Origin of the sequence: Micromonospora sp. NPDC050686 (assembly GCF_040654475.1) — a bacterium.
Classification (GTDB): Bacteria; Actinomycetota; Actinomycetes; order Mycobacteriales; family Micromonosporaceae; genus Micromonospora.
In genome coordinates, this window is sequence record NZ_JBFAID010000002.1 from 64,400 (window position 1) to 77,668 (window position 13,269).

The 13,269-nt window shown below is 74.4% G+C and carries 11 protein-coding genes; 9 read left to right on the plus strand and 2 right to left on the minus strand.

Annotated features, from left to right (window positions below; translation table 11 throughout):
- Positions 1-47: 47 nt before the first annotated feature.
- A complete protein-coding gene (gene eccD, locus AB0H57_RS02455) occupies positions 48-1,448 on the plus strand; it encodes a type VII secretion integral membrane protein EccD (RefSeq protein ID WP_357501848.1) in 1,401 nt (466 codons plus the stop codon).
- A 58-nt stretch (positions 1,449-1,506) separates the two neighbouring features.
- On the opposite strand, the gene AB0H57_RS02460 is transcribed toward eccD, so the two are convergent.
- Positions 1,507-2,013, minus strand: a complete 507-nt coding sequence (locus AB0H57_RS02460) for an inorganic diphosphatase (RefSeq protein ID WP_357501850.1) — start codon at positions 2,011-2,013, stop codon at positions 1,507-1,509.
- Positions 2,014-2,808: 795 nt separating this feature from the next.
- On the opposite strand from AB0H57_RS02460, the gene dacB reads away from it, so the two are divergent.
- From dacB to AB0H57_RS02480, 4 genes are all read left to right on the plus strand, one after another.
- Entirely contained in the window at positions 2,809-4,293 is a 1,485-nt protein-coding gene (gene dacB, locus AB0H57_RS02465; protein WP_357502297.1) for a D-alanyl-D-alanine carboxypeptidase/D-alanyl-D-alanine-endopeptidase, read from the plus strand.
- Between the two features lie 90 nt (positions 4,294-4,383).
- Positions 4,384-5,451: a zinc-dependent metalloprotease gene (locus AB0H57_RS02470; RefSeq protein ID WP_357501852.1), complete on the plus strand. Its 1,068-nt coding sequence runs from the start codon at positions 4,384-4,386 to the stop codon at positions 5,449-5,451.
- A 10-nt stretch (positions 5,452-5,461) separates the two neighbouring features.
- Positions 5,462-6,448: a tRNA lysidine(34) synthetase TilS gene (gene tilS / locus AB0H57_RS02475; protein ID WP_357501854.1), complete on the plus strand. Its 987-nt coding sequence runs from the start codon at positions 5,462-5,464 to the stop codon at positions 6,446-6,448.
- 51 nt (positions 6,449-6,499) lie between these two features.
- Positions 6,500-8,128: a gamma-glutamyltransferase family protein gene (locus AB0H57_RS02480; RefSeq protein ID WP_357501856.1), complete on the plus strand. Its 1,629-nt coding sequence runs from the start codon at positions 6,500-6,502 to the stop codon at positions 8,126-8,128.
- A gap of 25 nt (positions 8,129-8,153) precedes the next feature.
- On the opposite strand, the gene AB0H57_RS02485 is transcribed toward AB0H57_RS02480, so the two are convergent.
- Complete coding sequence (locus tag AB0H57_RS02485; protein ID WP_357501858.1) at positions 8,154-9,116, minus strand: helix-turn-helix domain-containing protein; 963 nt, start codon at positions 9,114-9,116, stop codon at positions 8,154-8,156.
- Positions 9,117-9,248: 132 nt separating this feature from the next.
- Between AB0H57_RS02485 and AB0H57_RS02490 the strand changes: the two genes are divergently transcribed.
- The 4 genes from AB0H57_RS02490 (at position 9,249) to folE (ending at position 13,264) form a co-directional block, all read left to right on the plus strand.
- Entirely contained in the window at positions 9,249-9,404 is a 156-nt protein-coding gene (locus AB0H57_RS02490) for a hypothetical protein (RefSeq protein ID WP_357502320.1), read from the plus strand.
- 98 nt (positions 9,405-9,502) lie between these two features.
- Positions 9,503-10,075: a hypoxanthine phosphoribosyltransferase gene (gene hpt, locus AB0H57_RS02495; protein WP_357501860.1), complete on the plus strand. Its 573-nt coding sequence runs from the start codon at positions 9,503-9,505 to the stop codon at positions 10,073-10,075.
- 487 nt (positions 10,076-10,562) lie between these two features.
- A complete protein-coding gene (gene ftsH / locus AB0H57_RS02500; RefSeq protein ID WP_357501862.1) occupies positions 10,563-12,566 on the plus strand; it encodes an ATP-dependent zinc metalloprotease FtsH in 2,004 nt (667 codons plus the stop codon).
- 35 nt (positions 12,567-12,601) lie between these two features.
- Complete coding sequence (gene folE, locus AB0H57_RS02505; protein ID WP_357502299.1) at positions 12,602-13,264, plus strand: GTP cyclohydrolase I FolE; 663 nt, start codon at positions 12,602-12,604, stop codon at positions 13,262-13,264.
- Positions 13,265-13,269: the final 5 nt, after the last annotated feature.

Here is a 13,269-nt window from a genome sequence, read left to right on the forward strand (position 1 = left end):
TTCTGTCGTCCGCGCAGCCACCGTTACCGCGATATGGAGAGAACTGGATGACAACCGGGTTGGCCCGGGTCACCATCAGCGCGCCCCAGCGGCGGGTGGACGTGGCCCTGCCGGAGCAGACACCCCTGGTCGAACTGCTGCCGGAGGTGCTGCGGCACGCCGGTGAGGGGCTCGCCGACGACGGTGAACGGCACGGCGGCTGGGTGCTGCGCCGGGCCGACGGCGCGGTGCTGGCCGGCGCGCAGGCGCTGCTGCCGCAGGGGGTACGCGACGGCGAGGTGCTGCACCTGGTGCCGGCCCGCGCGCAGTGGCCCGAACTGGAGTACGACGACGTGGCCGAGGCGATCGCCGACGGCGCCCGCCGCCGGGGCAGCGCATGGTCGGCCCCGGCCACCCGGGCCGCCACCCTGGTCGGGGCGGCCGTACCGCTCGCCGTCGGGCTGCTCGCCGTGCTCGCCGCCGGGCCGCGGCAGCCCGCCGGGGCGCCCGTCGCGGCGGCGGTGGCGGTGCTGCTCACCCTCGCCGGCACGGCCGCCTCCCGGGCGTACGCGGACGGGCCGGCCGGCGCCACCCTCGGCGGCTACGCGCTGCCGTGGGCGGCGGCGGCCGGCGCCCTCGCGGTCGGCTCCGGCGACCGGGTCGGCCCGTTCGGGCCGCTGCCCTGGCTCGGCGCTCCCGAGCTGCTCGCCGGCTCGGTGACGCTGCTGCTGGTCGCGGTGCTCGGGCTGGTCGGGGTGGCCAGCCGGCTGCGGGTCTTCGTGGCCGGCGCGGCGGTCGGCCTGGTGGGCGCGTTCGCCGGGGCCGGTGGGCTGGCCCTCGACGCGGCCGGCACGGCGGCCGTGCTGCTCTGCCTGCTGGTCTTCGCGCTCGGGGCGATGCCGCTGCTGGCCATCCGGCTGGGCAAGGTGCCGCTGCCGCCGGTCACCCTGCCGTCCGGCGAGCCGGACGACTCGGCCGGGGCGCGGGACCTGCCGGACCGGGGGCGGGTGCACGCGGCGGTGGCCCGGACCGAGGAGATGCTGACCGGGATGCTGCTCGGGCACGCCGTGCTCGCGGTCGCCGCCGTGGCGGTGCTGGCCAGCGCGGGCGGCCCGGCCGGCCGGCTGCTGGCCGGGGTGGTGGCGGCGGTGCTGCTGCTGCGCTCGCGGCTCTTCGTCGCGGTACGGCACCGGGTGCCGCCGGTGACCGCCGGCCTGGCCGGGTTCGCCGTCCTCGGCGGGGCGCTCACGGTCGGGGCCGACCCCACCGGGCGGCTCGTCCTGGCTGTCGGCGGGCTGGCGCTGGCGCTGGCCACGGTGGCGGCCGGCACCACGTACGCCCGACGGCCGGTGTCGCCGTACGTCGGTCGGGTGGCCGACCTGGCCGACACCGCGCTGGTGGTCTCCGTGGTGCCGGTGGCCTGCGCGGTGCTGGACCTCTACGACCGGGCCCGCGGCCTGCTCGGGTGACCACACGGACGACCGGGCCCGGGTCGGCGTGCGACCCGGGCCCGGTGACGTGCGTGACTCAGTGCGTGGTCTCGCCGCGCTCCTCGGCCTCCCGGGCCCGCCGGTACGACGCGACGATCTCGGCCTCGGCCTCGACCCGACCGACCCAGGTGGCGCCCTCGACCGACTTGCCCGGCTCCAGGTCCTTGTACACCTCGAAGAAGTGCTGGATCTCCAGCCGGTCGAACTCGCCGAGGTGGTGGATGTCGCGCAGGTGCTCCTGGCGGGGGTCCTCGTAGGGAACGCAGAGGACCTTGTCGTCGCCGCCCTTCTCGTCCGTCATCCGGAACATGCCGATGGTGCGGCAGCGGATCAGGCAGCCGGGGAAGGTCGGCTCGGGAACCAGCACCAGGGCGTCCAGCGGGTCGCCGTCCTCGCCCAGGGTGCCCTCGATGAAGCCGTAGTCGGCCGGGTACTGCGTGGACGTGAAGAGGGTGCGGTCCAGCCGGATCCGGCCGGTCGCGTGGTCCACCTCGTACTTGTTGCGGTGACCCTTCGGGATCTCAACCGTGACGTCGAAATCCATCTTCCACGCTCCCTCGTTGCCCACGCTGGCTAACGGAAACCAGTGGCGCCGCTCCCGGACGGGTGAATGTGGTCCCGCCGGCTCCGGCCGCCGCATAGTGTTCGGACCGAAGTAGTGTCACCCAAGGCGCTTTCGAGCGGGGAGGAGGGGGTCGTGGGGAGGGAAGATTCACACTACCGCCCGGAGGGGGTTGACGGTCGGCGGTTCGACGGATCCGCGTCCGGCGACCGCGATGTCCGTTTCCCGGACCCGGACGCGCCGCCCCCGGCCGGCCCCCGGCCGGCTCCCGGCGGTCCCGCCCGTGGCGCCGGCACCGTGTACGGCGGTGCTCCGGCCGCCGGTGCGGGCAGCTACGGCCCACCGCCCGGCGGCAGCTACGGCTCGCCTGCCGGTGGCGCCTACGGCGCGCCTACGGCCGGCACCCACGGTTCTTCCCCGGGCGGCACCCACGGCTCCCCGGCCGGCGGCACCCACGGCTCCCCGGCCGGCGGCGCCTACGGCTCCCCGCCTCGCGGCACCTATGGTTCCCCGCCTCGCGGCACCTATGGTTCCCCGCCTCGCGGCACCTATGGTTCCCCGCCCGGCGGCACCTACGGCTCTCCCTCCGGTGGCACCTACGGGCGGTCGGGGGGCGGCTCCGGTGCCACCCCGGTCAGCCCCGCCCCGACCGGCGCGGCGCCGGTCAGCCCCGCTCCGGCCGGCCCGGTCAACGCCGGTCGTCGATCCGACGACCGCTTCCCGCGCCTGGACCCGCCGCTGCCGACGGCGGGCGGTACCCCGGCGGCCGGGACCGCGGTGGTCGCGCCGCCCGGCGCCGCGCCGCCGCCGGCCCGCCGGCGGCGGGCGCTGCCGCTTGTCGTGCTCGCCACCGTGCTGCTGCTCGTCCTCGCCGGGGCGGGTCTCTTCGTGGCCCGTCCCGGCCCGGTCGCCGGCTGGCTGGGCGAGGGCACCCCGGAGCCGACGGCGAGCCCGGCGCCGCCCGAACCGGACCCGCAGGCGGTGCTCGCCGCGTTCGACCCGAACGCCCCGGCGCCGACCCCGGACGGGGTACGCGCCGCGCTCGCCCCGCTGGTCGGCCAGCCCGCGCTCGGCAGCCGGGTGAACGTGTCGGTGGCCGACGTGGCGACCGGCAAGTCGCTCTTCGCCAAGGGGGAGGACGCCCCCACCGTGCCCGCGTCGGTGACCAAGCTGGTGACCGCGGTGACCGTGCTGGAGGCGCGCGGGCCGGCGTACCGGATCCCGACCCGGGCGGTGGCCGGGGCGGCACCGGGCGAGGTGGTGCTCGTCGGCGGCGGCGACCCGACGCTGGCCGTGGACGGCGACGGCTTCTATCCGGGCGCGGCCCGCCTGGACAACCTCGCCAAGCAGGTACGGGAGGCGCTGGGTGGCGCCGCCCCGACGAAGGTCACCGTCGACTCGACGCTCTACCCCGGGCCGGTGCTCGCGGCGGGCTGGGACGACGACATCCCCGTCGAGGGGTTCGGCGCGCGGATCACCGCGCTGATGACCGACGGCGCCCGGGTCGACCCGGTCTACGCCCGCAAGCACCACGAGGAGACCAACCACGCCGCGGAGCGCTCGTCCGAGCCGGACCTGCTCGCCGGCCGGGCCTTCGCCAAGCTGCTCGGGGTGCCCGCGGGAAAGGTCGCCAAGGGCAAGGCGCCGGCCGCCCCGGCCAGCCCCGCCGCCACCGGCACCCCGGCACCCGGCTCGGAGCTGGGCAAGGTCGAGTCACTGCCGGTCATCCGGCTGGTCGACATCATGATCAGCGACAGTGACAACGTGATCGCCGAGGCGCTGGCCCGCCAGGTCGCGCTGGCCCAGGGCAAGCCGGCCTCCTTCGCCGGCGCCGGGGCGGCGATGGACGCGGTGGCCGGCGAGCTGGGCCTGCCCGCCGACGAGCTGGACCTCTCGGACGGCAGCGGCCTGTCCCGGAAGAACCGGATCAGCCCGTCGCTCCTGACCGACCTGCTCGCCCTGGCCGGCAACGGCCGGAACCCGGAGCTGGGCGCGATCTTCGGCGGCCTGCCGGTCGCCGCGTGGTCGGGCACCCTGGACGAGCGGTACCAGGCGGCGGCCACCAGCGCCGGCGCCGGCGTGGTCCGGGCGAAGACCGGCACGCTGACCGGGGTGCACGCGATCGCCGGCCTGGTCACCACGGCCGACGGCCGGCTGCTCACCTTCGCCGTGCTCACCGACCAGACGGTCGGTTCCCTCGACGACTCCCGCCAGGCCCTGGACCGCATCACCTCCACCCTGGCCACCTGCGGCTGCCGCTGACCCGCCCCCGGCCGCCCGGTTTCCCCTGACCGGGCGGAGCTGGGGCGACGGAGGGCGGGTGGGGTGTCGGCGCGCGGGTACCGTGGGGTCATGGCGCAGTTCGTGGACTGGGATCTGGCGGCCGCGACGGCGGGGGCCCTGAGCAAGTCGGGCCCCCGGGTCTCGTACGCCGAGGCCACCGAGGTGGTCGCCGACCTGCGGCGGCTGACCGATGAGGCGGCGGGGCACGTGGCCGACTACACGGGGCTGCGCTCGCAGGTGGCGCATCCACCGGTCCGGGTGGTCGACCGGCGGGACTGGGCGGCGGCCAACATCGCCGGGCTGCGTGAGGTGATCACCCCGCTGGTCAGCCGGCTGTCGAAGGACAAGCTGCCGGGCCCGGTGACCGAGGCGATCGGCTCCCGGCTGACCGGGGTGCAGGCCGGCACCGTGCTGGCGTACCTCTCCGGCCGGGTACTCGGCCAGTACGAGGTCTTCTCCGGCGACCCCGGCCAGTTGCTGCTCGTCGCGCCGAACATCGTCGAGGTGGAGCGGAAGCTCGGCGCCGACCCCCGGGACTTCCGGCTCTGGGTCTGCCTGCACGAGGTCACCCACCGGACCCAGTTCACCTCGGTGCCCTGGATGCGGGCGTACTTCCTGGGCGAGGTGCAGGCCTTCGTCGACGCCTCGCAGAGCAGTGAGCACCTGCTGGAGCGGCTGCGCCGCGGCGTGGCCACCCTCTCCGACGCGGTGAAGGATCCGGAGAGCCGCACCAGCGTGCTGGACATCGTGCAGACCCCGGCGCAGCGGGCCGTGCTGGACCGGCTCACCGCGTTGATGACGCTGCTGGAGGGGCACGCCGAGTTCGTGATGGACGGCGTCGGCCCGCAGGTGATCCCGAGCGTCGAGTCGATCCGGGCGGCGTTCAACCGCCGCCGGGAGTCGGGCAACCCGCTGGAGAAGGCGATCCGCCGGCTGCTCGGCATCGAGGTCAAGATGCGCCAGTACGCCGAGGGCCGCAAGTTCGTGCACGGGGTGGTGGACCGGGTCGGCATGGCCGGCTTCAACAAGGTCTTCGGCTCGCCGCTGACCCTGCCCCGGCTGGAGGAGTTGGGCGACCCGGACGGCTGGGTGGCCCGCGTGCACGGTCCGGCCGGCGGCATCCCGGCCGCCGACTGAGCCGTACGCCGTGGCCGCCCTCGCCCCGCCGGTCGCCGCGGTCCGGGTCGCCGTCCGCCGGTCGCTGGCCGGCCTGCCGGCCGGCGGGACCGTCCTGGTGGCCTGCTCGGGTGGGGCGGATTCGCTGGCGCTCGCCGCCGCCACCGCCTTCGTCGCGCCCCGGCTCGGGCTGCGGCCCGGCCTGGTCACCGTCGACCACGGCCTGCAACCCGGCTCCGCCGAGCGGGCCGCCGAGGTCGCCAAGTGGGCCGCCGACACCGGGCTGGACCCGGTGGCGGCGGTGCCGGTGACCGTCGCCGGCCGGCCGGGCGGCCCCGAGGCGGCCGCCCGCGAGGCCCGGTACCAGGCGCTGGTCGCCACCGCCCGGGAGCACCGGGCGGTCGCCCTGCTCACCGGCCACACCCGGGACGACCAGGCGGAGACGGTGCTGCTGGCGCTGGCCCGGGGCGCCGGCCCGCGCGGCCTGGCCGGGATGCCGGAGCGCCGGGAACTGGCCGGGGTGCCGCTGCTGCGCCCGCTGCTGGCGGTGAGCCGGGAACAGACCCGGGCGGCCTGCGTCGCGCTCGGGCTGGCGCCCTGGGACGACCCGCACAACGCCGACCCGGCGTACGCCCGGGCCCGGGTCCGCCACGACCTGCTGCCGCAGCTGGTCCGGGTGCTCGGGCCGGGAGTGGTGGAGAACCTGGCCCGCACGGCCCGGCTGGTCGCGGCGGACACCGTGGCGCTCGACGAGTTGGCGGCCACCGCGCTGGCGGCCGCCCGGGTCGCGGAGGGCGGGCTGTCGGTGGCGGCGCTCGCCGAGTTGCCGCCGGCGGTACGCACCCGGGTGCTGCACGCCTGGGCCCGCGAGCTGGGCGCGCCCCCGGCCGCGCTGTCGCACCGGCACGTCGGCGCGCTGGACGCCCTGGTGATCGACTGGCACGGCCAGGGCGCGGTGCACCTGCCCGGCGGCCTGGAGGTGGTCCGCCGCGCCGGTCGCCTGGTCGGCGCCGGATGACGTCGTGACCGGCGGTCGACCGGGAGCCGCGGTACGCGGTAGACATGGCGGATGGCGTACCCCCGGATGCCGCTGCACGCCCCGCGCGGTGCGGTGGCGACCAGCCACCCGCTCGCCGCGGCCAGCGGCCTGGCGGTGCTGCGGCGCGGCGGCAACGCCGTCGACGCGGCGCTGGCCACCGCGATCGCGCTGACCGTGCTCCAGCCACCCGCGAACGACCTCGGCGGTGACCTGTTCGCCATGGTCTGGGACGGCGAGCGGCTGCACGGGTTGAACGCCTCCGGCCGGTCGCCGGCCGGGCTGACCCGGGAGGTGGTGGGTGTCGCCACCGAGCGGCGGGAGATCGCCCCGGTGGACGCGCTCGGCGGTGCCCAGGCCGGCGGTCCGGCGTTGCCCGCGCGGGGCTGGCTGCCGGTGACCGTGCCCGGTGCGCCGGCCGGCTGGCGGGACCTGCACCAGCGGTTCGGCTCGCTGCCCTTCGCCGACCTGTTCACCGACGCGATCGGGTACGCCGAGCACGGCCACCCGGTGTCGCCCGGCGTCGCCGCCGCCTGGGCCCGGGCGCTCGCCACGCCCGTTGACCCGGTGGGCGAGGAGTTCGCCGAGTTCGGCCGGGTGTTCACCGTCGACGGCCGGGCGCCCCGGGCGGGTCAGCGCTGGCGCAACCCGGACGCGGCACGCACCCTGCGCCGGATCGCGGCGACCGGTGCGGCGGACTTCTACCACGGCCGGATCGCCGCCGAGCTGGACGCGTTCGCCGCCCGGACGGGCGGGCTGCTCACCGGCGACGACCTGGCCGCGCACACCTCGACCTGGGTGGACCCGGTGGCCGTCGACTACCGCGGCCATCAGGTGTGGGAGCTGCCGCCGAACGGGCAGGGGCTGGCCGCGCTGCTCGCGCTGCGCGTGCTGGACGGGGTGGACCCGGCGGCGCTGTCGCCGGTGGAGTGGCTGCACTGGCAGATCGAGGCGATCAAGCTCGGCTTCGCCGACGCGCACGCGTACGTCGCCGACCCGCAGCGGGTGGCGGTGCCCACCGCGGCGCTGCTCGACCCCGGTTACGTGGCGGCGCGGCGGGCACTGGTGACCGGGCGGGCCGGCACCCCGTCGGCCGGTGACCCGGAGCGGGGCGGGACGGTCTATCTCTGCGCGGCCGACCCGGGCGGAATGATGGTCAGCCTGATCCAGTCGACGTACCTGGCGTTCGGTTCCCGGGTGGTGCTTCCCGGGCACGGCTTCGCCCTGCAGAACCGGGGCCTCGGCTTCCGGCTCGACCCCGGCCACCCGAACGCGGTGGGCCCGGCGAAACGGCCGTTCCACACGATCATCCCGGGCTTCCTGACCCGCGACGGCGTACCGGTCGGGCCGTTCGGGGTGATGGGCGGCCACCTCCAGCCGCAGGGGCACGTGCAGCTCGTCTCGGCGCTGCTCGACGGCGGGCTGGACCCGCAGGCGGCGCTGGACGCGCCGCGCTGGTACTGGCACGCCGGCCGCGCGCTGCTGGTCGAGCCGGAGCTGGGCGGGGAGCTGGTCGCCGGGCTGCGGGCCCGCGGCCACGAGGTCACGGTGGCGGCGGAGCCGGCCGTCTTCGGGTACGGCCAGGCGATCCTGCGGCGGCCCGACGGCGGGTACGTGGCGGGTTCGGAGTCCCGGGTCGACGGCGCGGCGCACGGCTTCTGAGCATCCCGACCCGGGGTCGCCGGGGTCAGTGCGAACCGACCCGGGCCCGGAAGGTGCTGCGGTAGGCCAGCGGGGTGGTGCCGACCCGCCGGGTGAAGTGGTGCCGCAGGCCGGCGGCGTCGCCGAAGCCGGCCAGGCCGGCGACCTCCTCCACGCTCAGCACGGTCTCCTCCAGCAGTCGCCGGGCGAGCAGCAGGCGCTGGTTGGTCAGCCAGTCGTGCGGCGTGGTGCCGGTCTCCGCCCGGAACCGGCGGGCGAAGGTACGCGGGGCCATCCCGGCCCGGCCGGCGAGCTCCTCCACCGTGACGGGCCGGTCCAGGTGCCCCATCAGCCAGGCCAGCACCGGTTCGAGGGTGGCTGCCTCGGGCGCCTTGGGGATCGGGGCCTCGACGTACTGGGCCTGGCCGCCGTCGCGGTGCGGCGGGACGACCATCCGGCGGGCCAGCCGGGTCGCCACCTCGGAGCCGTGTGCCTGCCGGACCAGGTGCAGGCACGCGTCGATGCCGGCGGCGGTGCCGGCGCTGGTGAGCAGCCGGCCGTCCTGGACGTAGAGCGAGTTGCAGCTGACCCGCGCCCGGGGGTGGAGCCGTTGCAGCTCGTCGACGTGCCGCCAGTGGGTGGTGCAGTCCCGGTCGTCGAGCAGCCCGGCCGCGCCGAGAACGAACGCCCCGGAGCAGACACTGAGCAGCCGGGCGCCCCGGTCGGCGGCCCGGCGCAGCGCGGCCAGCACCGGCTCGGGGACCGCGCCGCCCCGGGTGTGCGCGGGTACGGCGACCAGGTCGGCGTCCTCGACGGGGGTCAGGTCGTGGGTGGGCACCAACTGGAAGCCGGACGAGGTGCGGACCGGGCCGCCGTCCGGGCTGCACACCGCGAAACGGTAGCCGGGGAAGCCGTCGGCCGTCCGGTCGGTGCCGAAGACCTCGGCGAGCACCCCCAGCTCGAACGCGGCGACGTTGTCGAGCGCGAGGACGACCACCGAGCTGAGCATGTGACGAGGGTAACCCGGCAGGTGGCAGGAAATCGATGCCCAGTGTCATTCCTGCCGCTGTCGGCTCCGGCGGCGGCGGCGGAAACTGGGTTCAGCCCGGTGCGCACCGGCGGCGAAACCATCCGATAACCCATGAAAGCGAGCGCCGCCATGGCCTTCCTGCTGTTCCTGCTGTTCCTGGTCTTCCTGGCCGCCGCGTCGACCGCCGGACTCACCGTCGACAGCCACGACTCGGCCGACTGGAAGCCCACTCATGACGGCCGCCGCTGGCGGTCGGGCACCTGCTGACGTGATTCGCCCCGTTTGCGGTGAACATCCCCGGCGGGGCCGCGCCGAAGGACCGGCCCCGCCGACGGGATCCCGCGGGCGTACGGCAGGCTAGGAGCATGGCTGACGGCTCCTGGTACGACGCCGACATCGACCACGTGATCATTTCCGAGGCGCAGATCCGCGAGAAGACCGCGGAGCTGGCCAAGCAGATCTCCGCGGACTACGCCGACGTCGACGGGCTGCTGCTCGTCTGCGTGCTCAAGGGCGCGGTCATGTTCATGGCCGACTTCGCCCGCGCGCTCGGCCGGCAGGGTCCCCCCGCCGAGCTGGAGTTCATGGCCGTCTCCTCGTACGGCCAGGGCACCACCTCCTCCGGCGTGGTCCGGATCCTCAAGGACCTCGACCGCGACATCGCCGGCCGGCACGTGGTGGTCGTCGAGGACATCGTCGACTCCGGCCTGACCCTCTCCTGGCTGCTGCGCTACCTGGAGTCACGCTCCGCCGCCAGCGTCGAGGTGGTCGCCCTGTTCCGCAAGCCCGACGCGGTCAAGGTCCAGGTCCCGGTGAAGTACGTCGGCTTCGACATTCCGACCGAGTTCGTCGTCGGCTACGGCCTCGACTTCGGTGAGCGCTACCGCGAGCTGCCCTACGTCGGCGTGCTGAAGCCCGAGGTCTACGCCCGCGCCTGACCGGCCCCCTGAGCGTCACGTCAAGCGGACGTTCAGCGGGCTCTCAGCTGATCGGACTACGGTGTAAGCCGGTGGCGTGGAGGCACCCTCCACGCCCGGCCCCTCGCACCGCCTGACCGTGCGGACGGGTGGCCGGGCGCGGTGTCCGCGCCTCGTCGACCCAAACCCCGGTTCGCCGTACGCGTAAGTGCTGGGCTCGCAGGCTCACTCCTCGCGCGCACTGAGATGTTGAATGTGCGCGACTGCGGGGCTCGCAAGCTCACTCCTCGCGTGCACTGAGATGTTGAATGTGCGCGACTGCGGGGCTCGCAAGCTCACTCCTCGCGTGCACGGTGTACCGTCGAATGACCGCGGCGCGGCAGTTTTGCGCCTCGGGGTCGAGGCCGGCCCGCACGGCGGCCACGACGCCGCCGACGGCGGCGACATCATTGGAGACGGTCAGGACGTCGATCAGGAGGATGCGGGCGTCTCGGCGCCCGACGACAGCATGGAACGTACGCGTTTCTTCCGCCGACCGGTGGTCTGGATCATCCTGGTCATCCTCGGCGCCGTTGTGCTCAGTCAGCTGTTCACCGCTGGACCCAGCTACCACCGGGTGGACACGTCCGTGGCGCTGGACCAGCTCAACAAGGGTGGCATCGAAAAGGTCGTCTTCCAGGACAAGGAGCAGACGCTCCAGATCGACCTGAAGGACAAGGCCAAGTTCGACGACACCAACACCGACCGGATCGAGGCCCAGTTCCCGTACGAGGTGGGCGGCCAGGTCTGGAACGAGGTGCGTGAGGCCAAGGCGGCCAACCGGATCACCGGTCCGATCGACACCAAGGTGTCGTCGGACAGCATCTGGGTGAGCCTGCTGGTCAACCTCCTCCCGATCGCGCTGCTGGTGCTTCTGCTGCTGTTCTTCATGTCGCAGATGCAGGGCGGCGGTTCGCGGGTGCTCAACTTCGGCAAGTCCAAGGCGAAGATGATCACCAAGGACACCCCGAAGACCACCTTCGCGGACGTGGCCGGGGCCGAGGAGGCCGTCGAGGAACTCCACGAGATCAAGGACTTCCTCCAGAACCCGGCTAAGTACCAGGCGCTCGGTGCCAAGATCCCCAAGGGTGTGCTGCTCTTCGGCCCCCCCGGTACCGGTAAAACCCTGCTCGCCCGGGCCGTGGCCGGCGAGGCCGGCGTGCCGTTCTACTCCATCTCCGGCTCCGACTTCGTGGAGATGTTCGTCGGTGTCGGCGCCAGCCGGGTCCGCGACCTCTTCGAGCAGGCCAAGGCGAACGCACCGGCGATCGTCTTCGTCGACGAGATCGACGCCGTCGGCCGGCACCGTGGCGCCGGCATGGGCGGCGGCCACGACGAGCGCGAGCAGACCCTCAACCAGTTGCTGGTCGAGATGGACGGCTTCGACACCAAGGGCGGGGTCATCCTGATCGCCGCCACCAACCGGCCGGACATCCTCGACCCGGCGCTGCTGCGCCCGGGCCGGTTCGACCGGCAGATCCCGGTGGACGCCCCCGACATGGAGGGCCGCAAAGCCATCCTGCGGGTGCACGCCAAGGGCAAGCCGTTCACGCCCGATGTCGACCTCGACGCCGTCGCCCGGCGTACCCCGGGCTTCAGCGGCGCCGACCTGGCGAACGTGATCAACGAGTCCGCCCTGCTCACCGCCCGCAAGGACCAGCGGGCGATCACCAACGACTCGCTGGAGGAGTCGATCGACCGGGTGATCGCCGGTCCGCAGCGCCGGACCCGGGTGATGAGTGACCAGGAAAAGAAGATCACCGCGTACCACGAGGGTGGCCACGCGCTGGTCGCCTGGGCGCTGCCGCACGCCGCGCCGGTGCACAAGGTGACCATCCTGTCCCGGGGTCGTTCGCTGGGTCACACGCTGGTGCTGCCCACCGAGGACAAGTACACCCAGACCCGGGCCGAGATGATCGACACCCTGGCGTACGCGCTGGGCGGCCGGGCCGCCGAGGAGTTGGTCTTCCACGAGCCGACCACCGGCGCGGGCAACGACATCGAGAAGGCCACCCAGCTGGCCCGCGCGATGATCACCCAGTACGGCATGAGCTCCAAGCTCGGTGCGATCAAGTACGGCACCAGCGGCGACGAGCCGTTCCTCGGCCGCAACATGGGCCACGAGCGGGACTACTCCGACGTGGTGGCCGCCGAGATCGACGGCGAGATGCGGGCGCTGATCGAGCTGGCCCACGACGAGGCCTGGGAGATCCTGGTGGAATACCGGGACGTGCTGGACAACATGGTCCTGGAGCTGATGGAGAAGGAGACTCTCTCCACCGCCGACATGGCCCGCATCTGCGCCCGGGTGGTGAAGCGCCCGCCGCTGGCCCCGTACAACGGCTTCGGCAAGCGCCAGCCCTCCACCGAGCCGCCGGTGCTCACCCCGGCCGAGAAGGAGAAGCTCAAGGCGCAGGCCCAGGCCGACGGAGCCACCGTCGGTCCCTCGCACAACTCGGACGGTTCCCACTGAGTACGCAGAACGCGGCCAGCCCCGAGCACTCGGGGCTGGCCGCTTCGTCCACCGAGCCCGACGGCGACGAGCTCGACTTCGTCGCCGCCCGGCTGATCAGCGGCCGGCTCAGCGGCCGACCGGTCGAGGACACCGTCGACCTGGGCCGGATCGAGAAGGCCGTCCGCGAGATCCTCGTCGCGGTCGGGGAGGACCCCGACCGGGACGGACTCGTGCAGACCCCGACCCGGGTGGCCCGCGCGTACGCCGAACTCTTCGCCGGCCTGCGGGTCGACCCGGCGCAGGTGCTCAGCACCACCTTCGAGGCCAACCACGAGGAACTCGTCCTGGTCCGGGACATCGACGTGATGAGCCTCTGCGAGCACCACCTGCTGCCGTTCCGGGGCAGCGCGCACATCGGGTACATCCCCGGTCCCGACGGCCGGATCACCGGCCTGTCCAAGCTGGCCCGGCTGGTCGAGGTCTTCGCCCGCCGGCCGCAGGTCCAGGAGCGGCTCACCGCGCAGATCGCCGACCTGCTGATGAGCAAGCTGGCGCCGCGCGGCGTCATCGTGGTGCTCGAGTGCGAGCACATGTGCATGGCGATGCGCGGCATCCAGAAGTCCGGCGCGCAGACCATCACCTCGGCGGTGCGCGGCATCCTCCAGCAGGACGCCAAGTCCCGCGCCGAGGCGATGTCGCTGATCCTGCACCGCTGAGCGGG

Bases quoted from the DNA above. Each gene is read 5' to 3' on its own strand.
- ftsH (WP_357501862.1), top strand. From the start codon at position 10,563: ATGGAACGTACGCGTTTCTTCCGCCGACCGGTGGTCTGGATCATCCTG.
- hpt (WP_357501860.1), top strand. From the start codon at position 9,503: ATGGCTGACGGCTCCTGGTACGACGCCGACATCGACCACGTGATCATT.
- AB0H57_RS02485 (WP_357501858.1), bottom strand. From the start codon at position 9,116: ATGCTCAGCTCGGTGGTCGTCCTCGCGCTCGACAACGTCGCCGCGTTC.
- AB0H57_RS02470 (WP_357501852.1), top strand. From the start codon at position 4,384: ATGGCGCAGTTCGTGGACTGGGATCTGGCGGCCGCGACGGCGGGGGCC.
- AB0H57_RS02460 (WP_357501850.1), bottom strand. From the start codon at position 2,013: ATGGATTTCGACGTCACGGTTGAGATCCCGAAGGGTCACCGCAACAAG.
- AB0H57_RS02480 (WP_357501856.1), top strand. From the start codon at position 6,500: ATGGCGTACCCCCGGATGCCGCTGCACGCCCCGCGCGGTGCGGTGGCG.
- AB0H57_RS02490 (WP_357502320.1), top strand. From the start codon at position 9,249: ATGAAAGCGAGCGCCGCCATGGCCTTCCTGCTGTTCCTGCTGTTCCTG.
- eccD (WP_357501848.1), top strand. From the start codon at position 48: ATGACAACCGGGTTGGCCCGGGTCACCATCAGCGCGCCCCAGCGGCGG.